Origin of the sequence: Streptomyces sp. Go-475 (assembly GCF_003330845.1) — a bacterium.
Taxonomy (GTDB): Bacteria; Actinomycetota; Actinomycetes; order Streptomycetales; family Streptomycetaceae; genus Streptomyces.
In genome coordinates this window covers 4173864-4194879 of record NZ_CP026121.1, presented here as the reverse complement: position 1 = coordinate 4194879, position 21016 = coordinate 4173864, and the positions used below count along the sequence as shown (strand labels likewise).

The 21016-nt window shown below is 71.7% G+C and carries 17 protein-coding genes and 1 tRNA gene; 7 read left to right on the top strand and 11 right to left on the bottom strand.

Annotation, left to right across the window (positions count from 1 at the left end):
- Positions 1-8: 8 nt before the first annotated feature.
- The 4 genes from C1703_RS19410 to C1703_RS19395 form a co-directional block, all read right to left on the bottom strand.
- On the bottom strand, positions 9-485 hold the full coding sequence (locus C1703_RS19410) for a copper chaperone PCu(A)C (RefSeq protein ID WP_114254064.1): 477 nt from the start codon (positions 483-485) through the stop codon (positions 9-11).
- Positions 482-1135, bottom strand: a complete 654-nt coding sequence (locus C1703_RS19405) for an SCO family protein (RefSeq protein WP_114254063.1) — start codon at positions 1133-1135, stop codon at positions 482-484. The genes C1703_RS19410 and C1703_RS19405 overlap by 4 nt, the downstream gene beginning before the upstream one ends.
- A 91-nt stretch (positions 1136-1226) precedes the next feature.
- Positions 1227-1970 (bottom strand): YcnI family protein, encoded by a 744-nt coding sequence (locus C1703_RS19400; protein WP_114254062.1) that lies wholly within the window; start codon positions 1968-1970, stop codon positions 1227-1229.
- Between the two features lie 108 nt (positions 1971-2078).
- Positions 2079-2882, bottom strand: a complete 804-nt coding sequence (locus tag C1703_RS19395; RefSeq protein ID WP_114254061.1) for a hypothetical protein — start codon at positions 2880-2882, stop codon at positions 2079-2081.
- A gap of 269 nt (positions 2883-3151) precedes the next feature.
- Here C1703_RS19395 and C1703_RS19390 point away from each other — a divergent pair, with 269 nt between their 5' ends.
- A complete protein-coding gene (locus tag C1703_RS19390) occupies positions 3152-3616 on the top strand; it encodes an ATP-binding protein (RefSeq protein WP_114254060.1) in 465 nt (154 codons plus the stop codon).
- Between the two features lie 135 nt (positions 3617-3751).
- On the opposite strand, the gene C1703_RS19385 is transcribed toward C1703_RS19390, so the two are convergent.
- The 3 genes from C1703_RS19385 to C1703_RS19375 form a co-directional block, all read right to left on the bottom strand.
- The gene (locus tag C1703_RS19385; protein ID WP_114254059.1) at positions 3752-6748 is read right to left on the bottom strand and encodes a glycine--tRNA ligase; all 2997 of its coding nucleotides are present in this window, start codon (positions 6746-6748) and stop codon (positions 3752-3754) included.
- Positions 6749-6870: 122 nt separating this feature from the next.
- Entirely contained in the window at positions 6871-8334 is a 1464-nt protein-coding gene (locus C1703_RS19380) for an aminopeptidase P family protein (RefSeq protein WP_114254058.1), read from the bottom strand.
- Positions 8335-8410: 76 nt separating this feature from the next.
- The gene (locus tag C1703_RS19375) at positions 8411-9922 is read right to left on the bottom strand and encodes a PP2C family protein-serine/threonine phosphatase (protein WP_114254057.1); all 1512 of its coding nucleotides are present in this window, start codon (positions 9920-9922) and stop codon (positions 8411-8413) included.
- A 502-nt stretch (positions 9923-10424) separates the two neighbouring features.
- On the opposite strand from C1703_RS19375, the gene C1703_RS19370 reads away from it, so the two are divergent.
- Both C1703_RS19370 and C1703_RS19365 read left to right on the top strand, forming a co-directional pair.
- Positions 10425-11090, top strand: a complete 666-nt coding sequence (locus C1703_RS19370) for a bifunctional DNA primase/polymerase (protein WP_114254056.1) — start codon at positions 10425-10427, stop codon at positions 11088-11090.
- Positions 11091-11145: 55 nt separating this feature from the next.
- The gene (locus tag C1703_RS19365; RefSeq protein WP_114254055.1) at positions 11146-11742 is read left to right on the top strand and encodes a hypothetical protein; all 597 of its coding nucleotides are present in this window, start codon (positions 11146-11148) and stop codon (positions 11740-11742) included.
- 233 nt (positions 11743-11975) lie between these two features.
- Here C1703_RS19365 and C1703_RS19360 read toward each other — a convergent pair whose 3' ends face one another.
- From C1703_RS19360 to C1703_RS19350, 3 genes are all read right to left on the bottom strand, one after another.
- Entirely contained in the window at positions 11976-12965 is a 990-nt protein-coding gene (locus C1703_RS19360) for a DUF5926 family protein (protein ID WP_114254054.1), read from the bottom strand.
- A 203-nt stretch (positions 12966-13168) separates the two neighbouring features.
- Positions 13169-13807 carry an ATP-binding protein gene (locus tag C1703_RS19355; protein ID WP_114254053.1) on the bottom strand — a complete coding sequence of 213 codons (639 nt, stop codon included), beginning with the start codon at positions 13805-13807 and terminating at the stop codon, positions 13169-13171.
- 167 nt (positions 13808-13974) lie between these two features.
- Complete coding sequence (locus C1703_RS19350) at positions 13975-14802, bottom strand: glycerophosphodiester phosphodiesterase (RefSeq protein WP_114254052.1); 828 nt, start codon at positions 14800-14802, stop codon at positions 13975-13977.
- A 287-nt stretch (positions 14803-15089) separates the two neighbouring features.
- On the opposite strand from C1703_RS19350, the gene C1703_RS19340 reads away from it, so the two are divergent.
- Together C1703_RS19340 and C1703_RS19335 are read left to right on the top strand one after the other, a co-directional pair.
- Positions 15090-16523, top strand: coding sequence for a trypsin-like peptidase domain-containing protein (locus C1703_RS19340; protein ID WP_114254051.1), 1434 nt, complete (start codon positions 15090-15092; stop codon positions 16521-16523).
- 64 nt (positions 16524-16587) lie between these two features.
- Positions 16588-16674 (top strand) — tRNA-Ser (locus C1703_RS19335).
- Between the two features lie 1958 nt (positions 16675-18632).
- Here C1703_RS19335 and C1703_RS19320 read toward each other — a convergent pair.
- Positions 18633-18998 carry a DoxX family protein gene (locus C1703_RS19320; RefSeq protein ID WP_114254048.1) on the bottom strand — a complete coding sequence of 122 codons (366 nt, stop codon included), beginning with the start codon at positions 18996-18998 and terminating at the stop codon, positions 18633-18635.
- A gap of 60 nt (positions 18999-19058) precedes the next feature.
- Here C1703_RS19320 and C1703_RS19315 point away from each other — a divergent pair, with 60 nt between their 5' ends.
- Positions 19059-19940 carry a LysR family transcriptional regulator gene (locus tag C1703_RS19315; protein ID WP_114254047.1) on the top strand — a complete coding sequence of 294 codons (882 nt, stop codon included), beginning with the start codon at positions 19059-19061 and terminating at the stop codon, positions 19938-19940.
- A 163-nt stretch (positions 19941-20103) separates the two neighbouring features.
- On the top strand, positions 20104-20976 hold the full coding sequence (locus C1703_RS19310; RefSeq protein ID WP_114254046.1) for an LLM class flavin-dependent oxidoreductase: 873 nt from the start codon (positions 20104-20106) through the stop codon (positions 20974-20976).
- Positions 20977-21016: the final 40 nt, after the last annotated feature.

Sequence of the window (21016 nt, the reverse complement as noted above, 5' to 3'; positions counted from 1 at the left end):
TCCCTCCCTCAGTGTCCGGTCTTCGGGGTGTAGGTCGCCGGCTTCACCGGCATCTCGACCTTGACGGGGGCGGAGCGGGCGAAGCGCAGCTCGACCGAGACGGTCTGGCCCTCCTTCGGCTTGCGCTTCAGCTGCTCGAACATCAGGTGGTCGCCGCCGCTCTTCAGCACCAGCCGGCCGTGGGCGGGGATCTCCAGGCTCTTGACCTCCCGCATGGCTCCGCCGGTGGTCTCGTGCACGGTGACCTGCCCGGCGATGTCGCTGGTGACCGAGGTCAGCTCGTCGGCGGCACCGCCCTTGTTGGTGACGGTGAGGAAGCCGGCCGCCATCTCGTCGGAGACCGGCTGCGGCATGTAGGCGGCGCCGACGGAGAGTTCCGCCTTGCCGCCCGAGCCGCCGTCGTCGCCCGAGTCGGAGCCGCCGCAGCCGGCCAGGGCCAGCGCCCCGGCTATGACGAGTGCCGCGGGGCCGAGTCGCCGCCTCACGGGTTCTCCCCCTTGACGATCTTGGGGAGGTCCTTGGTGTAGTCCTGGACGGTGGCGTCCTCGCCGTAGAGCACATAGCCGCCGTCGGTCTTCGGCGAGAACGCGATGACCTGGGTGCCGTGCTCGGAGACGATCTTGCCGTTCTTGTCCTTGTGCGGCGGATCGATGGAGATGCCGAGGGTGCGGGCACCGGCCTGGATGGTCGCGAAGTCGCCGGTGAGACCGACGAACTGCGCGTCGATGCCCTTGAGCCACTTGCCGAGTTCGGCCGGGGTGTCGCGCTGGGGGTCGGTGGTGACGAACACCACGCGCAGGTCGTCCTGCTCGGCCTTGGGCAGCTGCTTCTTGGCGACGGCGATGTTGTTCATCGTCAGCGGGCAGACGTCGGGGCAGTGGGTGTAGCCGAAGTAGATCAGCGTGGGCTTGCCCTGGGTCTCCTTGCGGAGGTCGTACTTCTTGCCCTGCGTGTCGGTGAGGACCAGGTCCGGCTTCTCGAAGGGCTTGTCGAGGACGGTGGCGGCCTTGTCGGAGCCGGCCTCCTCCGACACCACGGCGACGGGCTTGTTGCTGTCGTCGCCGCTGCCGCAGGCGGTCAGGGTCAGGGAGGCGGCGGCGAGCAGAGCGGCCGCGGCGAAGGTCTTGGTGCGCATAGAAAAATGTCCCAGATGTCGGTGACCCGGCGCGCGCCGGGGCGCCCCGCGAGGGCGGTGACCCGGCGCGCGCCGTGCAACGGAAACAGCCTCAGGCGTTGGTGCGCCGACGCCCGGCGAGCACGCCGTAGGCGACACCGGCCGCGCCGACCACGATGCCGACGATGCCCAGGACGCGGGCGGTGGTGTCGGTGTTGTCGGACGAGGCGGAGTCGGAGGCGGCGGTGTCGGCGGAGGCCTTCTCGGCCGACCCGGTGCCGGAGTCGTCACCGGCCGCGCTGTCGTGGTGCCCGTCCTCGGAGGCGGCGGACAGCTCCAGCACCGGGGCCGGGTTGTCGGGCTCCTCCTGGCCCTTCTGCGGCACCTCGATCCAGCGGACGACCTCCTTGTTGGAGTACGTCTGGAGGGCCTTGAACACCAGCTGGTCGGTGTCCTCGGGCAGGGTGCCGATGGAGACCGGGAACTTCTCGAAGTAGCCGGGCTCGATGCCCTTGCCGTCGGCGGTCCAGGTGACCTTGGTGACGGCCTCGGAGATCTTCTCGCCGTGCATCTCGAGCGGCTTGTCCAGCTTGGACTTGGTGACCTCGATCTTCCAGCCCGGCATCGGCTCCGGCATGACGGAGGCGAGCGGGTGGTCGGTCGGGAAGCTGACCTCGAGCTTCGTGGTCGAGGCGTTGTCGCGCTCGTTGGGGACCTTGAAGTCCACGACCGCGTAGCCGCCCTTCGCGGCCGTGCCCTCGGGCTGCACGGTGACGTGCGCGAACGCGGGCGCGGACAGGGCGAGGACGGTGACACCGGCGGCGGCACCGGCCGCGGCGATACGGGAAACCTTCATGGAAGGGGCACTCCGCTGTGAGTCGATGGGGAAAGGACCGGAGGGATGCGCACGCGCGCGTGCCGCACGACGGCGGCCCCTCCTCGGCGGAGTGGTGGTCGCGTCGCGTCAGGCGGCGAGGGCGAGTGCGGAAACCGCGACGGCGGGCGGACCGCGCCGGATCACCGTGTGCTGGAGCGCGTCGGTGCGCGGCATGCCGAGCGCGGGCCGCACGGCGTGCGCGGTGCGCCGAGGGGTCTCCGGCGTTCCCGGGAGACCGGCGCGCAGGGCCCGCGCCAGCGCGAGCGCGGCCCGCAGGGAGCGTACGAGCGCCCCTTCGGCGACACCCTGCGCCGACAGTTCGGTGAGGCGCAGCAGGGCCAGGTCGCCGTGGCGCAGCAGCCAGCCGGCGGCGATCGCCGCGAGGGCGTGACCGAGCAGCATCGGCAGGGACGGCCACAGTGAGCCCGACGCGGCGTCCAGATGCGTCATGTGCGCGTCCGGAGCGGGCTGGAGCCGGGCGTCGGTGAGGATCCGGTGGGCCTGCGCCGGGCTGATCGCCGCCGCCGTCGTGCCGCACAGGAGCCGCGCGGCCTGCTGCACCAGCGCGGCGTCGCTCACGCCCGGCTGCACCGAGGAGGTGGCGGCGGCCGAACCGTGCTGGCCCATGCCGAACAGTGTGTGCAGCACCGTCTGGCCGACCGTGAGCAGCACCGCGATCCCCGGCAGCGAGCGCACGCGCCCGGCGAGCGGGGCCGCCACCGCGGCCACTCCGAGGAACCCGGCGCCCAGCGTCCACAGCGGGATACCGTCGCAGGAGGCGAGCGCGTGACCTGCCCCGGCCAGCACGACGCAGACCGCGGCGAACACCGCGGCCCGCAGAATCCGGAGCGTGTGTCCGGAGCGCGTCGCGCGCGCGTGGGGGGCAGTCATGGCGGGCTCATCATCGCACTGGCCCCCGAGGCCTCGTGCGGCAGGTCCGCAAGATGCCGTACGACCGGAACGTCACCCTCTGGCCCCAGGCGCCCCCCTGATGCGCCGCTGTCCGCGCCCCCGTGTGCGTCGACGTCCGCCCCCACATACACCGATCAGGACCAGCGCGCATCCGCCGTATGGGCGGCCTCACGTCAACTTCACGCTTACACGCGGGGACTGAGGGCAATACGTAACGGTATGTCGAGCCGCGGCCAGGAGGCTGGAGCATGAGCATCTGGTGGTCACTCCATCTGCGGCGCGAAGCTGCGAGCGTGCCGCTCGCCCGGCGCCTTCTCATCGGCACGATGGAGACCGCGGGCGTCGACCCGGACATCTCCTACGACCTCTCCGTCGCTCTCAGCGAGGCCTGCGCGAACGCCGTGGAGCACGGCGGGGACGCGGGGCGCGGCCCCGGCTCGGAGGCGTACCGGGTCACCGCGTACCTCGACGGCGAGAAGTGCCGGATCGAGGTCGCCGACGCGGGTCCGGGGTTCCCCGCGGCCTCCGCCGGCCGGTCCCGCCCGCAGATCCGCCCCGCGCACGACGACGCGGAGCACGGCAGAGGGCTGTGCCTCATCGAGGAGCTCGCCGACCACGTCCACATCGGCAACAAGCCGGGCCGGGGCGGAGCCGTGGTGAGCTTCGACAAGGTCCTGAAGTGGCGCGAGGACGCCCCGCTGGTGGCGGTCTGAGGTTCCGCGGACGGCGCCCAGGGACTGAGTCCCACCGGCAGGGCGGTCTTCACCGGCAGGGCGGTCTTCACCGGCGGGGCGGTCTTCACCGGCGGGGCGGTGTTTCACGTGAAACACCGCTCGTGCCCCTCCGTCCTACAGCGCACCCCAGTCCAGCGTCGTCCGCGCCAGCCCCGCCACCTCCGCCAGCAGCGCCAGCCGCGCCGCACGGACCGCGGGGTCGGGGTCCATCACCAGGACCTCGTCGAAGAACGCGCCGATCGCCTCGACCAGCGGGGCGGAGACCTCCACCAGCGCGTCGAGGTCGTCCTCGCGGCCGTGCAGGGCCTGGCGTACGGCTTCCGCGCTCTCGGCGAGACGCAACTCGGCGGGCGCGGTCAGCAGGGACCGGTCGGCATCGCCCGAGGACTCTTCCTCGGGCAGGATGCGCACCACCCTCTGCAGCGCCGCGGTGAGCGCCTCGAACGCCTCGCTGCCGATGTGCCGCTCCAGCGCGGCCAGCGTGCGATCGCCCTGGGCGGGCCGGTCCGCCCGCACCAGGACGGCCTGGACCAGCCGGTGCTCGTGCCCGGCGTCCGTGAGCTGCTGCTCGTAGCGCCGGGTGATCAGCTCGGCGGCCTCGGCGACCCGCTCGAAGGGCACCTCGACGCCCTGCGCGGCGTACCGTACGGCCGCCGCGCGCAGCCCGTCGCTCACCCGGACGCCCGCCACGGCGGGCACGTTCCGCAACACGTTGAGCAGTCCGATCGCGGCCCGCCGCACCCCGTACGGATCGGAGCTCCCGGTCGGCGCGGCCCCGATCACGAACATGCCCGTCACCAGGTCGAACCGGTCGGCCAGTGACAGCACGGCACCCGCGTCACCGGCGGGCAGGGCGCCGCCGGCGGAGCGCGGCAGCTCCATCTCGGCCAGGGCCCGGGCGACTTCGGCGGACTCGCCGGCCCGGCGGGCGTATTCCTCGGCCATCACCCCGGCCAGCCCGGAGAACTCGATCACCATCTGCGAGGCCAGGTCGAACTTCGCCAGCGCACCGGCGCGGCGCACGACCTCCACCGCCTCCTCCGGCAGACCGGCCCGCCCGGCCAGGTTCAGGGCGAGGGCGGCGATGCGGTCGGCGCGGTCGGCGACCGTACCGAGCCGGTCCTCGAAGGTCAGCTTGTCCAGCCGCCGCCGGAACTCCTCCGGCGCCACCTTCAGGTCCGCCCGCCAGAAGAACGCGGCGTCCTCGTAACGGGCCCGCAGCACCGCCTCGTTGCCCGCCCGCACCACGTCGTCGTCGCACAGGGCGTTGGCGAACGTGACGAAGTGCGGCATGAGGCGTTCGCCGTCGAGCACGGGAAGATAGCGCTGGTGCTTGCGCATCACGGTGGTCAGGACGCTCGCGGGCAGTTCGAGGTAGCGCTCGTCGAACGACCCGCGCACGGCGTAGGGGAACTCCAGGATGTCGGTGATCTCGTCGATCAGCCCGGCCTGGTCCTCCACGTCGATCCGCCCGCCGACCTCGGCCGCCGCCTCCAGGGCCCCGCGGACCACCGCCCCGCGCCGGGCCTCCCGGTCGAGCAGGATGCCGTGCATGTGCAGGAAGTGCGGGTAGCCCTCGGCGGAGGTGACCCGGACCTCCGGGTAGGGAGCCTGGCGCTGGACCCGGGTGGTGTCGCCGGCGGAGAGCGAGGAGACCACCACGGGCAGGGGAGTACGGCCCAGCAGCGCGAGCAGCCAGCGCACGGGGCGCGAGAACGACAGCCCCGGATCGCTCCACCGCATGTTCCGCCCGGCCCGCAGCCCGGACACGACCTCGGCCAGCAGCTCGCTGAGCACCTCGACGGCCGGACGCCCCGGCTCGTGCCGGGTGACCGCCACGTGCTCGACACCCTTGACCTCGACGACCCGCACGTCGGCGGGCTCGACGCCCTGACTGCGGGCGAAGCCCAGCAGCGCGGGCGTGGGCGCGCCGTCCTTGAAGGCGGCGGCGACCTTGGGGCCGCGCACGGTCCGCATCGTGTCCCGCTCGCGGGGCTGCACGCCCTCGACCGTGATCACGATCCGGCGCGGGGTGGCCATCACGGTGATCGCGCCGTGCCCCAGCCGGGTCGCGGCCAGCTTGGCGGTGACCGACTCGCGCACGGCCTCGGTGGTGGCGGGGACCTCGGCGTACGGCAGTTCCTCCACGCCGATCTCGAACAGCAGCGTCTCCACGCCGGGCACCTTCGGCAGCGGTGCCCGCTCGGCCGGGGCGGGCGCGGCCGCGACCCCGAGCGGATGCTCCAGCGCGGCCCGCCGCCGCTCCCACAGCTTCGCCGACTCGTGCGTCAGCCCGCGCATCAGCGAGAACGCCTTGGCCCGCTCGGTGGTGCTGATCGCGCCGCGCGCGTCGAGCACGTTGAAGGTGTGGCTGCACTTGAGGACGTAGGTGTACGCCGGGACCGGCAGCTCCAGGTCGAGCAGGCGCCGCGCCTCGGCCGCGTACGACTCGAACAGCCGGTGGTTGGTGTCGATGTCGGCGTCGTCGAGGTAGTAGCGGCTCATCTCGTACTCGTTCTGCCCGAACACCTCGCCGTAGGTGATGCCCGGCGCGTACAGGATGTCCTTGAAGTGCGACACGCCCTGGAGGTTCATCAGGATGCGTTCGAGGCCGTAGGTGATCTCCACCGACACCGGGTCCAGGGCGACGCCGCCGACCTGCTGGAAGTAGGTGAACTGGGTGATCTCCATGCCGTCCAGCCAGACCTCCCAGCCCAGCCCCCAGGCGCCGAGCGCCGGTGAGGCCCAGTTGTCCTCGACGAACCGCACGTCGTGCGCGTTCAGGTCGACGCCGAGCGCGCGCAGGCTGCCCAGGTACAGCTCCTGCGGGTTGCCCGGGTCCGGCTTGAGGATGACCTGGAACTGGGTGTGGGTCTGGAGCCGGTTGGGGTTCTCGCCGTAGCGCGAGTCGTCCGGCCGCACGCTCGGTTCGACGTAGGCGACGCTCCACGGCTCGGGGCCGAGCACCCGCAGCGCCGTGGCCGGGTTGGCCGTACCGGCTCCGACCTCGGTGTTCAACGGCTGCGTGATCATGCAGCCGTTGTCGCTCCAGTACCTCTGCAGGGTGAGGATGGCGTCCTGCATGGTCAGTGCCGTCTGAGCGTTCTTCATGGTGATCGCGCCTGTTCCCCGAGTCGGCCCGGCAAGGTCGGTCATGATCTCACACGTCAACTACGGCTGACCTGCTGTTTCTTGACCGACCCGACCGGAAGGCGCGCCCCCGCCCCCGAAACTCAGCCCTGGACGGACGCCATCCAGGCCTCGACCTCGTCCGCACGCCGCGGCAGCGCCGCACTCAGGTTCCGGTTGCCGTCCTCGGTGACCAGGATGTCGTCCTCGATCCGCACACCGATGCCGCGGTACTCCTCCGGGACCGTCAGGTCGTCGGCCTGGAAGTACAGGCCCGGCTCCACGGTCAGGCACATCCCCGGCTCCAGCACGCCGTCCACGTACGTCTCGGTCCGCGCGGCGGCGCAGTCGTGGACGTCCATGCCCAGCATGTGACCCGTGCCGTGCAGCGTCCACCGCCGCTGCAGCCCCAGCTCCAGCACCCGCTCGACCGGGCCCTCGACGAGCCCCCACTCCACGAGCCTCTCGGCGAGCACCCGCTGCGCGGCGTCGTGGAAGTCCCGGTACTTCGCCCCCGGCTGCACGGCCGCGATGCCGGCCTCCTGGGCCTCGTACACGGCGTCGTAGATCTTCCTCTGGATCTCGCTGAAGCGTCCGCTGATCGGCAGCGTGCGCGTGACGTCGGCCGTGTAGTACGTGTGCGTCTCCACGCCCGCGTCGAGCAGCAGCAGGTCGCCCGATCGCACGGGCCCGTCGTTGCGGACCCAGTGCAGCGTGCAGGCGTGCGGTCCGGCCGCGGCGATCGTGCCGTAGCCGACGTCGTTGCCCTCCACGCGCGCGCGGAGGAAGAACGTGCCCTCGATGTACCGCTCGGAGGTCGCCTGGGCCTTGTCGAGGACCTTCACGACGTCCTCGAAGCCGCGCACGGTCGAGTCGACGGCCTTCTGCAGCTCGCCGATCTCGAAGTCGTCCTTGACCAGCCGCGCCTCGGAGAGGAAGACCCGCAGCTCCTCGTCGCGCTCGGCGGTGACCTTGTCGGTCAGCGCGGCCTCGATGCCGGCGTCGTACCCGCGCACGACGCGCACCGGCCCGGTGGCCTCGCGCAGCGCCCCGGGCAGCTCGCGCACGTCGGAGGCGGGGATGCCGTACAGCTGCTCGGCCTCGGTGAGGGAGTGCCGGCGGCCGACCCACAGCTCGCCCTGGCCGTCCAGCCAGAACTCGCCGTTCTCGCGGTCGGAGCGCGGCAGGAGGTAGATCGTCGCCTCGTGGCCGCCGTCCTTGGGCTCCAGGACGAGGACGCCGTCCTCGGTCTGGTTGCCGGTGAGGTAGGCGTACTCGACGGAGGCCCGGAAGGGGTACTCGGTGTCGTTCGACCGGGTCTTGAGGTTGCCCGCGGGGATCACCAGGCGCTCGCCCGGGAAGCGCGCGGACAGCGCGGCCCGGCGGGCGGCGGTCTCGGCGGCCTGGGGGATGGGCTGGAGGTCGCGCAGCTCGGTGTCGGCCCAGCCGCTCTTCATGTTCTCGGCCAGTTCGTCGGACACGCCGGGGTACAGTCCGTTCTTCCGCTGCTTGATCGGCTCTTCGCTCTCGTCCGGGGTCGCCGGTGTGAGCTCCTCCGCCACGGTCATCCTCCTCGATACGGCACTGGACCACCGTCCACTCTACGGCGGCGTGGAAGGGGGCCCGGGCCGATGACGAGGACCGTTACTCGAAGCGGGCCGCCAGCAGCACGACGTCCTCCGCGCCGTCCGCCGCGTCCAGCCCGTCCGGCAGCACGCTGCGCAGGACGTGGTCGGCGATCGCGCCGGGGTCGCGGCGCAGCGCCCGGGGCACTCCGGCCGCCGCCGCGTGCAGCCGCGCGAAGGCCCGGTCGGTGGCCTCGCCGGTGCGGTGCAGCAGCCCGTCGGTGTACAGCAGGACCGTCTCCCCGGGCTCGGCGAGGATCTCCACGCTGGGCGCCTCCCAGCAGGCGAGCATGCCCAGCGGGGCCGAGACCGACGTCTCCACGAACTCCGTGCGGCGTTCTCCGATCAGCAGGGGCGGGCTGTGCCCGGCACCGGCCAGCGTGATCTTGCGGGCGGCCGGTTCGCAGTAGCCGAACAGGGCGGTGGCCGAGCGGGCCGGCTCGGTCAGCCGCAGCAGCAGCTCCAGGTCGGACAGGACCGCCACCGGGTCCTCCCCCTCCATCACGGCGTACGCGCGCAGGGACGCCCGCAGCCGCCCCATCGCGGCGACCGCGCTGGGCCCCGCCCCGGTGACCGATCCGACGGCGAGGCCGAGGGCGGCGTCGGGCAGCGGCAGCGCGTCGTACCAGTCGCCGCCGCCGCGCGGGCCGGTGCGGTGCAGGGCGGCGAGCTGCACACCGGCCACCCGCGGCAGCCGGGAGGGCAGCAGCTCGTCCGACATGGTCGCCATGGACGTGCGCGTGCGCTCCAGCTCCAGGAGCCGGGCCAGGTGCTCGGCGGCGTACCGGGCGTACAGGCCGGCGAGGTGGCGCGGCCGCTCGCCGGGTTCGGCGGGTTCGTCGTAGAGCCAGACGGCGGCGCCGAGGCGGCCGGCGGTGTCGGTGGACAGGGGGAGGGTGTAGCTGGCGGCGTAGCCGAGCCGGGCCGCGACCTCGCGGTGGCGGGGGTCGAGCCCCTCCTCGGCGAACAGGTCGGGGTCGGCGATCCCGCCCTCGCCGCCCGGGAGGCCTTCGAGGATCCGGCCGTAGGAGAGGGCGCTGCGCGGCACCGTCTCGATGTGGCCGAGGTCGGCGCGGGCCAGGCCCAGGCCGATGGTGGTGTCCGGGCCGAGGCCGTCGCCGGGCTCGAGGACGACGAGGCCGCGCCGGGCGCCGACCAGGGCGGCGCCGGCCCGCAGCAGTTCCTGGAGTGCCTCGTCGAGCGCGGCCGTGCGGGCCAGGCGTTCGGTCAGCTCGTGCAGCGTGGTGAGGTCGGAGACCCAGCCGGCGAGTCGGTCCTGGAGAACCGCGCCGGGCGGGGCCGGTGGGTTTGCGGGGGCGGCCGGGGCGGTACCCGCGACGGGCGCGACAGTGTGTGCGGGAGCCGGAACCGTTGAATCGATTCCAGCCACTTTCGGAGGGTGCGGGGCGTTCATGGCGTCCGGCCTTCCGACCGGCGCGTACTGCTCCAAAGCATCGCAAACCCCCATGTCATTCTGCGCCGCTAGCAGTGTCTCCACATGTACACGCACTCGTGAGGAGATGTCCAGCATTGTCCTGCTGGGATTCCTGGTGTCCGTGAGGCCCGAGGGGACAACTCTCCTTCTTCTTACGGAAATGCAAAGTTGGCTTAAAACTGCCGCAGGTGACGGCTTATTGCGGTCGACTGGGCTTGCTCGACGGAGCGTCACAGCGGTCGTGATGGGTACGTACTCGGTGAAGGCCAGGGGTGGTTGGGAACCACCCGGAACCTGGTGACGGAACCGGGCGTCCTATCCACCGACGACCGTGCCCCATCCTCCCGTGGCGGAGGCGGAGAGAAATACGCGCGACGGCAAACGCCATACTTCGCCACCCCTACGCCACGCCCGTGCTTTTGATACACGCAGTATGGGCGGGACGGCCGCGGAGGCAGCCCTTGCTCGACCCATAGGGGTTCCCCTTGCTCATGGTAGGGGTGTGATGCGCCAACAGGTACGCACAGTGAAGTGATCGACACATGTTGTGATGTGGACCACGGTGTTGCCAGGCGTGCAACGGAAAGGACGAGCGCTCATGCGCGAGATCCCTGGAAGGCGACGCAGGCTCCTGTTCCAGCGCAGTGACGGGAGGCCTGAGCCGATCGGCGCGGCCCTGACCTACGCGACGGAATGGCAGTGGCCCGTACTCCCGGGCGTGGCGGCGGACCCGCAGGGGCACTCCCGCTGCAGCTGCCCCGACCCCGACTGCACGGTGCCCGGCGCGCACCCCTTCGACCCCGGCCTCCTCGCGGCCACCACCGACGAGCGCATGGTCCGCTGGTGGTGGAGCAACCGGCCGACGGCGCCGATCATCCTGGCCACCGGCGGCAAGGCCCCCTGCGCGGTCTCCCTGCCGGCCCTGCCGGCCGCCCGTGCCCTCGAAGCGCTCGACCGCTCGGGCATGCGGCTCGGCCCGGTCGTCGCCTCGCCCACGCGCTGGGCGATCCTCGTGAAGCCGTACTCCATGGAGCAGCTCGGCGAACTGCTCTACGCCAAGGACTTCGTCCCCGGCTCCCTCCGCTTCCACGGCGAGGGCGGCTACCTGGCGCTGCCGCCGTCCGGGACGGGCCAGGGCGAGATCCGCTGGGAGCGGGCGCCGCTGCCCGGCTCCGCCTCGCCGTGGGTGCCCGATGTCGAGGCCGTGGTGGACGCCGTGGTCGAGGCCCTCACTCGTACGGGTGTGAGCGCGCCCGAGTTCTAGGACCCTCGGGCGCGCCGAGCCCCGCGCCCGCCCCGGCGCGTTATGTTCCGGGGCCATGCCGCGTCATGCCCGGGGGCGCGCCCGGGACTCCCGAAAGGCCCGACTCCTCGCCCTCACGGGCGTCGTGGCGGCGTGCGCGGTCGCACTGCCGCTGGCGGTGGCGTCGGCGGGGTCCGTGCCATCGGAGGGGTCCAAGAAATCCACGGGATCCGTGCGTTCCGTGGGCGGCGCCGAGGCACGTACCTCCCCCTCCGGCGCCGTACGTCGCGCTCCGGCCGCTGACGGCGAGGAACCCTCCGTCGTGGCCGCCGCGGTGCGCTGCGGGCCCGAACTCTCCTCCCCCGACGGCATCGAGGCGCAGACCTGCGTGGTGACGCAGGGCGCGGTCACCTGGGCGCGGACCTACTACCGCAACGCGACCGGGGAGGCGCTGGAGGCCGTTCTGAGCCTGATGGGGCCCGACGACCGGACCGTGCGGATGACGTGCGCGGTGGGGGCCGGGGACGAGCCGGGCGCGTGCGAGACGCCCCGGGAGCCCACGCGGGGGGAGCTGGCGGCCTACACGGCGGTCGCGGAGTTCGCCCGGCGGGGCGGACGAGGGCCGCTGCTGCTGCGATCGGGGAGCAACGCGCCTGTCTGGACGGTCAGTTGACGAGCGGCTGCGCTGGGTGAGATCGAGCGCGCATGGAAAGACCCGGTTGCTGGCGACGGGGGATGCACCAGCAACCGGGCTACAGGAACGGTAACAAGAGATCGGCGGTTCGCAAATTCGATCTCGCCTTTCCAGTCACCGACTGGCTTGTCCCTGCCGGGAGTTGTGAACCACCAGGCACAGGAATCCGGTCCGGCCGGTGGAACGGCCGGGCCGGATCCCGCGGCGAGCCGTCAGCTCAGGGTGACCTGCCGGTTGGTGAGGCCGCCGCGCGCCCGGCGCTCCTCCGCCGTGAGCGGCGCGTCCGTCGCCAGGGCGGCGGCGAGACGCTCGGCGAACTCCGCCGCCGGCTTCTCCACGTCCTCGGCCGAGACGCCGCTGGGCAGGTCCCACACCGGCACCGTGAGTCCGTGAGCGCGGAAGGAGCCGACCAGGCGCGTGCCCTCGCCGAGGCTGGAGCGGCCCGCGGCGTGCAGCCGCGCGAGAGCGTCCAGAAGCTGCTCCTCAGGATGGGGCATGACCCACCGCAGGTGGTTCTTCTCCGGCGTCTCGCACCAGTACGCGGCGTCCACGCCCTGGAGCTTGACCGTCGGGATGGCCGCGGCGTTGGCCCGCTCCAGGGAGGCGGTCACCTCCGGTGTGGCGTTCTCCGCATCCGGGACCCAGAACTCGAAGCCGCTGTGCACTTCTGGCTCGAAGGCGCCCTGCGGGTCGAGCAGGTCCTGCAGCCGCGGGCTGTCGGCCGGGGCGCGGCGGCCCTGCACGGGCGTGCCCGGCTGGGCTTCCAGGGCGCGCTGGAGGGTGTCGGCGAGGTCGCGGCTGATGTCGCCCGACGCGGTGTCGTTCTGCAGGCCGAGCAGCACCGAGCCGTCGTCGCGGCGCAGGGCGGGCCAGGCCATCGGCAGGACCGTGGCCAGCGTGACCGCGGGGACGCCTTCCGGCAGGCCGTCCTTGAGGGTCAGCTCGACCGTGGCCGCCGGCACCAGCTCGCGCAGGGCCACCCAGTCGCACTCGCCGGGCAGGCCCTCGAAGGGGCGGTGCACCAGCTCGGTCGCGGCGTGGGAGGCGGCCCGGCCGTGACAGGCCTTGTAGCGGCGGCCGCTGCCGCAGGGGCAGGGCTCGCGGGCACCGACGACCGGCACGGCTCCGTCAGCGCCTGCGGCGCGGGCCCCGGCCGTGGTCTGCGGGCGCTTGGCCTTCGTCTGGGGTCGCTTCTTGGCCATCGGTGGGTCTCCCGGTTGCGGCTCGTCTCGTACGGTCGCGAGCCTAGCCGTTCGTGCCCCGGGCGACGGGGTCCTGTGGACAACCCCGGGTCAGTCGTCCGTCGTCCTGTGGACGACCCTGGGTCCATCGTCCCTCGTCCTGTGGACGACCCCGGGTCCATCGCCCTGTGGACAACCTCGGGCCCGTCGTGGCGTACCGCGCCTCAGTCCATGTCGTCGAAGGCGTCCGCGAAGTCGAGGCCGGGTATCTGGGAGACCGCCGGGGCGGCGACGCGCGTCGCGAAGTCGTCGCGGCGGTGGCCGGCGTCCGGGTCGTACACGTCGTCGTGGACGACGACCCAGACCGTGACCTCGCCGCGGATGTCGTCCCGGACGCCCCAGTCGTCGGCGAGCGCGGTGATGATGTTCAGCCCGCGGCCGCCGTGCGCCGTCACCGACGGGGTCGCCGGGGCGGGGCGGGTCGGGCCGCCGCCGTCCGTGACCTCGACGATGAGCCGGCCGGTCGGGTCCACGCGCCACGCGGCACGGACGTCGCCGTCACCGGACAGGGCGTCGCCCAGGGGCCGGCCGTGTTTGCACGCGTTGCTCAAGAGTTCGGAAAGGATCAGTACGGCGTCGTCGATGACCGATTCCGCTACGCCACCTCTGCGCAACTGCGCACGCATACGGTGTCTCGCTTCCCCCACGCCCGCAGGGCCATGGGGTACGGCCATGCTCGACGACGTGGGCACCTCCTGTGCCACCACCAACGCCACCCCCGAGACCTCCTTCGCCCCACGCCACGGTGTGGATGCCCCATTGGCCTGTACCGGAAACCGGCCAATCCATCTCCGGTGACGCATTCACCACGACCGGACACGGACCGAACGCGCCGGAGCACTCCCTGTGATCGTGTGGCTGGATTTCATCGGTGTGGCCGAGATCGGAGGATCCCGTCTGGCGGGGACGCGGGTCAAGGGGTGTGCACGGGTCTGGTGGGACTTGTGTGGTGTCATGCCGGCACGGAGGGTCAGCGGCCGAGCTGGTCGAGCACCGCGCGCGGGCGGTTGGTGATGATGGCGTCGACGCCCAGGCCGACGCACAGCTCGACGTCCTCGGGCTCGTTCACCGTCCACACGTGCACCTGGTGGCCGGCCCGCTTCAGGCGCGTGACGCAGGCCGGATGATTGCGCACGATGCGGAGGGAGGGACCCGCGATCGGCACCCCCACGGGCAGCCGCCCGTCCCGCAGGCGGGGCGTGACGAACTGCGTCAGGTAGACCGTCGGCAGTGTGGGCGAGGCGGCACGCACGCGGTGCAGCGAACGCGCCGAGAAGCTCATGACCCGCACCGGCGACTCCTCGGCCGAGGCCGGGGCGTCCAGGCCGAACCGCTTCAGCAGGACCAGCAGCCGCTCCTCGACCTGCCCCGCCCAGCGGGTGGGGTGCTTGGTCTCGATGGCCAGTTCCACCCGGCGCCCGGCGTCGGCGACGAGCTCCAGCAGCCGCTCCAGGGTGAGCACGGAGGTCGCCTCGCGGTCCTCCGGGCGGTGCTCCCAGTCGGGCTCCTCGTCGCGCCCCCGCCAAGCCTCACGCGTCTTCCAGGAGCCGAAGTCCAGGGCGGCGAGGTCGGCGAGCTCCAGCGCGGAGACCGCGCCGCGGCCGTTGGACGTACGGTTGATCCGGCGGTCGTGCACGCACACCAGGTGGCCGTCGGCGGTCAGGCGCACATCGCATTCGAGGGCGTCCGCGCCGTCCTCGATCGCCTTGGTGTACGCGGCCAGGGTGTGCTCCGGGGCGTCCTCGGAGGCCCCGCGGTGGGCGACGACTTGAATCACATGCTGCCGTGCGTGGGTCACCGCGTCATGGTGCCACCGTGTGCGGGTACGCGTCCGGTCGGACGGGCCCGACGGCTTCGCAGGTCCGGACGGAGGCATTGGGATTGCATCCTTTTCGCCAGTAATGACCTATATAAAGAATGGCCCCGGACCCACAGCCACCGCTTATGGTGCTCTGACGGCCCGTGGGAAAAGCTGACGGCATACAAAGGGACAAGCACAGCAGTGTCGCGCCGGACCCGTCGACCGGCGCGAGAAGCGGTACCCAGTGCGACCCAGGAAACAGCCGTGGATCGAGGAGAGAAGCTGTGAGCACCGAGAACGAGGGCACCGCGGTACCCCCCGCCCCGTCCGCACCCCCCGTGCCGGTGGACGCTCCCGCTGCTCCGGCGCCCCAGGGCCAGGCCCCGCAGGGGCCGTACGGGCAGGACCCCCAGGGACAGCCCGGCCACGGGCAGGGCGCTCCCGGTGACGCCGGCCGTCCCGGCGTCTCCTCCTCCGCGCCCGACCCGTCGTGGCCCCCGCCCCCGCCGCCCACCGCGCCGTCGCACGGCGACGGCGGATCCGGTTACGGCGCGGGCGGCTGGGGTTCGTCGTACCAGCAGCCGGCGCCGAAGTCCGGCCGCGGGCGCGGTGGTCTGATCGCCGGGATCCTGGTGGCCGCGCTGGTCGCGGGCGGCCTGGGCGGCGGCCTCGGCTACACGCTGGCGAAGAACAACGACGACAGCACCGGCTCGACGACGGTCTCCGCCTCCACCAGCGGCGGCGACGTCAAGCGCGACCCGGGCACCGTCGCGGGCGTGGCCGCCAAGGCGCTGCCGAGCACGGTCACGATCGAGGCCGAGGGCACCAGCGGCGAGGGTGGCACGGGCACGGGCTTCGTCTTCGACAAGCAGGGCCACATCATCACCAACAACCACGTGGTGGCGGACGCCGTGGACGGCGGCAAACTCACCGCCACCTTCCCGAACGGCAAGAAGTACGACGCCGAGGTGATCGGCAACGCCCAGGGCTACGACGTGGCGGTCATCAAGCTGAAGAACGCCCCCGGCGATCTCAAGCCGCTCACCCTCGGCGACTCGGACAAGGTGGCCGTCGGCGACGCGACCATCGCGATCGGCGCCCCCTTCGGCCTGTCCGACACGGTGACGACGGGCATCATCAGCGCCAAGAACCGCCCGGTGGCCTCCAGCGACGGCAGCGGCAGCCAGGCGTCGTACATGAGCGCCCTGCAGACCGACGCCTCGATCAACCCGGGCAACTCCGGCGGTCCGCTGCTGGACGCGCAGGGCAACGTCATCGGCATCAACTCCGCGATCCAGTCCACCGGCAACGGCGGCTTCGGCACCGGCCAGTCCGGCTCGATCGGCCTGGGCTTCGCCATCCCGATCAACCAGGCCGAGTACGTCGCCCAGGAGCTGATCAAGACCGGCAAGCCGGTGTACGCGAAGATCGGCGCGTCCGTCTCGCTGGACGACACCTCGGGCGGCGCGCAGATCTCCAAGCAGGGCGCGGGCGGCGCCGCCACACCGGTCGAGCCGGGCGGTCCGGCCGCCAAGGCGGGCCTCAAGCCCGGCGACGTCATCACCAAGCTCGACGACCGGGTGATCGACTCCGGTCCCACGCTGATCGGCGAGATCTGGACCCACAAGCCCGGCGACAAGGTCACGATCACCTACGAGCGCGGCGGCAAGCAGCACACGGTCGACGTCACCCTGGGCTCCCGCGTCGGCGACAACTGACCCACACCGGCGGGCACCGACCCGTTACCCTTGTCCCCGCGCCCGCCGATCACGGCCGGCGCGGGGAGGTGTGCCCGAGCGGCCTAAGGGAACGGTCTTGAAAACCGTCGTGGCAGCGATGTCACCGTGGGTTCAAATCCCACCGCCTCCGCGCTGAGAGCAGTGTGAGCGGCCCCTGACCTGGTAGTTGGTCAGGGGCCGCTCTCGCGTCGGGTGCCCTGAGGTTGCCCGGTGTTCCCCGTGGCTTCCCGCTCCATCGGGCACGAGTGGGGCACGACCTCATAGACGTGCGCAATCCTATTTGAGTGAACGAATGTGCACTCAAATGGTTGCAGACTTAGATGCCGAGTTAGATTCAAATTAAGTTGGCAACTTTGTGAAACGGCCTGCGCGCTAATTGGGGTGCGCGCTAATCTCGTGTCACATCGAGCGCATCTTGAGATGCGCTTGGGTGGGGTTGGGCTTCAGCTGCCTGGCTGCCGCCCCGGTGGTCGAGCCCCCCGCGCCACATGTCGGTGCAGAGCGAGGGGCCGTCCCTGTGATTTAGCGACCGCGTGTCAGTGCCCAGACCAGGACTGCGGAAGTGGTAGCGCCTACTACCTGAACCGACACCTGGTGGAACCAGCTCTGCACGCGGTCGCTGGTCCTAAGAGACCGAAACCACGCGAGTGCTGCTCCGAAGACCTTGGCGGAGTGTCCTCCCACCTCTGCCCACCTGGATCGAAGCGCCTCCAGGAGGCGCCACCACATTCGCGCAAGGCGCATGGGTGTTCCCTTCTCTTGCCAGAATCAACTCGGTGCACAAGAGAGGGACTTGGACCCAACGAAGGCAGTATGTCCGACGCGTTCAGCGCCTGTCTGCCGGATCAGCGGAAAAGTCGAAGTGGCCTTTGTGGCGGTCCAAACGCCCGCACCAGACTCTTTTCCTGACCCGCACCTCACCCCGCTCCCATCCCGTCTGCCGTCGACCCACACACCGTGGAGCGGGCGTGGTTCCTGGCGTCCAGGTGGAGCGCGCCACTGTACGAACGACCTGGACCCCAGGGGCCGCGTCTGCTCGGCTCTGCCTGGGCCGACGGCAGGCGGGATGGGAGCTCCCCGCGCGCGCCACTACTCCGGCCGGCACTCGCAAGCGGCGCCCCCGCCATCTCGGAGCCTGAGCGCCCCCACCGGAGGCAGGAGCGGAGCCGGGAAGCGCGCCCGGCGGAGCGGAGCGCGGCGGCTTCCTCCTGGTCGGCGAGAACCTTGACTTCGACCCCGCTGTCTCGGCGGCCGGACTGACCGACGTGACCCCGCACGACCTCCGGGCCTCGCACGGCACCTGGCCATTCCAACGCGAGCGGGCGGTATCTTCCGCTCTCTGAGGCAGCGTCCCCTGATCAGATGACCGGGCGGCATGCTGTGCCTATGACAAAGGGCCGAGGGCGTGCGATCACCGGCTACAGCCTGCTTACCCTGCTGGGTACCGCGGTGTTGGCCTGGACTGTGATCACCGGCCTCGCGCGGCTGGAGCTGTGGGGAGACGCCGTTCATGTGCGACTCGCAGAGTGTCATAGCGAGAGCGCAGGGCGCGCGGGAAGCCGCTCCATATGCAGCGGCCCGCAGGTGGGCCATGAGACGCACACGGTGAAGGTCCAGTACGAAGGCCACCCGGGAGAGATCGTTCGAGTAGTGCGTAAACCGTGGGGCGGTTACGAACCCGTGGAAAGAGGTCTCGTCGCGTGGGGAATCTGGGTGCTGCTTCCGGTTCTCCCTGCCATGGGGACGGCCACTGCCGGAGCACTCACTGTGAGAGAGATACGCCGGGTTCAGCGTGAGGCTCGTCGGGCATGACGGTGCCTCTGGGGGACGTAGCGGGCACGACGACGATGACGAGGGTGCGGTGGGGCGCTCGTGCCCGTCCGATGTGGGGCGGAGCGATCTCCCGCCGAACCGCCGAGTATTCCTGCGGGGTCAGACGGCGGCCGCCGCGCCGGCAGCCTGGAAGAGGTCCGGTTCACGGACGTCGAGCACCTCGAGTTCGACCTGTGGCGGTCGCGCCCCGAACAGCCCGCTGACCTGCCGCAGCGAAGGTTGAGTGTTCTCATCGAACGTTGAGCGGTGCCGCCATCAGGAGGACACGGTCAAGGCCAACGAGGCGACGGCGGTGGCGAAGTAGAAACCGGGAAACGCGAGGTTGTAGAGCACGCGGGCGCGCAGATGGACGGCGAGCGCGCCCAGGTAGAGCAGGACGAGACCGCAGGCCGCGGCGGCACCGAGGGGGCGCAGTGCCGCGTCGAAGAGGCCGAGGAGGAGGCCCGCCGCACCAGCCAGCTTGAGGCCGGCCAGCCAGGGCAGCCAGGATCGAGGCACACCCACCTGTGCCGAGTTGGCCAGCACGAAGCGCGCCCCGGCGAGGTCGGCTGCGGCGATACCGACGTTGAGAGCGGCGGTGAACAAGGTGACGACGAGGAATGCAAGCGGGGTACCGGTCATGCCTTCAGGGTCCGCAGGAGCTTCGGCACCGTCCAATACCTGCTTCTATAACCTGGTGGAATGGACGTGGACACGCGCCTGCTCCGGTACTTCGCCGCAGTGGCGGAGGAGGGCAGCCTGACCGGGGCGGCGCAAAGACTGTTCGTCTCGCAGCCCGCGCTGACCAAGCAGATCCGGCGCTTGGAGGACGATCTCGGGGTACCGCTCTTCGCGCGTTCGCGGTCCGGGATGGCGCTGACCGAGGCTGGTCGAGAGCTCGCCGCGCGGGTGCCCGCCCTGCTGGACGGCTGGGACGAGGCGGTACAGGCAACCGGCCGGGCGGCGCGGATGCTGCGCCTGGGTTTCCTGGACGCGGGCGCCGTGGGCGCCGTCCACGAGGTCATCGCCGAGTTCCGCCAGGCACAGCCGGAGTGGCGGGTGGAACTGCGTCAGTTCGACTGGTCGGACCCGAGTGCCGGCCTGGCCCGGGGTGAGGTGGATGCGGCGGTGGTGCGTTTGCCGTTTCCGGGGCAGGAGGGGTTGCACGTGCGGGAGTTGTTCGTCGAGGAGCGTGGCGTGCTGCTGCCGGCCCGGCATCCGCTGGCGAACAGCGGGACGGTGGAGTTCCGGGAGCTGTGGGACGAGCCGTTCGTCGCGGCCGGAGCCGAGACCGGCGCCTGGAGGGAGCACTGGCTGGCCGCGGAGGAGCGGGAAGGGCACCCAGTCCGGGTCGGCGCCGTTACCAGTCGGCCCGACGAGTGGCTCGGAGCGGTGGCCGCCGGCTGCGTAACGCTGGCCCCGGCGTCGACGGCCCGTTTCTACTCCCACCCGGACGTGGTGTTCCGTCCGGTCCGCGGGGTCTCACCGAGCCGGGTAGGGCTGGCCCGACCAAAGGGCCGGACACGCGCTGCGGCGCTGGATGAGCTGCTGGAGGCCATCGTGCGGCGGTTGAGCCGGAGCTGACGACGGGCCGACAGACCGGTTCTGTGCGGGTGGTAGATCCCCTCCCCTGAGGGCGGAGTTCGCGGAACGGGACCTGAGCTTGTGAGATCAGTGGAGGCGCGTTTCGTCATGCAACCGGAAAAGCGGTTGTCCATCCTGGACCACTGGAGTTGGGTAAGGACCTATGACTGCTCTTGGTGCTGTGCTGCGGCCTCAGCTGCCGCCCGAGAAAGTGCGTGACGTAGCCCGTACTGCCGAGGCGGCGGGGCTGGAGGAGCTGTGGTTGTGGGAGGACTGCTTCCTGGAGGGCGGGGTCGCCACCGCGTCCGCCGCGCTCGCCTGGACGGAGCGGCTGCGAGTCGGCGTCGGGCTGATGCCCGTGCCCTTGCGGAACGTCGCCCTCACCGCGATGGAGACCGCCACCCTGGACCGGCTCTTTCCGGGGCGCTTCACGCTGACCGTCGGGCACGGTGTGCAGGACTGGATGGGGCAGGTCGGCGCGCGGGCCGAGTCGCCGGTCACGCTGTTGCGTGAGTACATCGACGCGCTCCGGGCGCTGCTGCGCGGTGAGCGCGTCACCGTCGACGGGCGGTACGTGAAACTGGACGACGTCAGCCTCGGCTGGCCTCCGCTCACCGCCCCCGAGGTGCTCGCCGGCGTCACCGGCCCCCGTTCGCTGCGCCTGGCCGGCGAGGCCGCCGACGGCACGCTGCTCAGCGAGGCCACCCCGCCGGACGGCGTACGAGAGGCCCGTCGGCTCATTGACGAGGGCCGCGCGGCGGCCGGTCGCACCGACCCGCACCGGGTGGTCGTCTATCTCCTCACCGCCACGGGGCCGAACGCCGTCGCCCGCCTCAACGCCGAGCTCACCGCCTCCGGCACGGACAAGATCCCCGAACTGGGAGTCGCCGGCGACGCCGGTGCGGTGGCGGAGGCCGTTCACAGCCTGATCGCCGCTGGTGCCGACACCGTCATCCTCGAGCCCACCGGCGATGAACCGGACCCCGAGGGCTTCGTCCGCTTCGTGGCCGAGGACGTCCGTCCCCTCGTCTCGTAACCGACGACCGGCTCGTACTGCTTCGGGGTTGCTTGCCCTG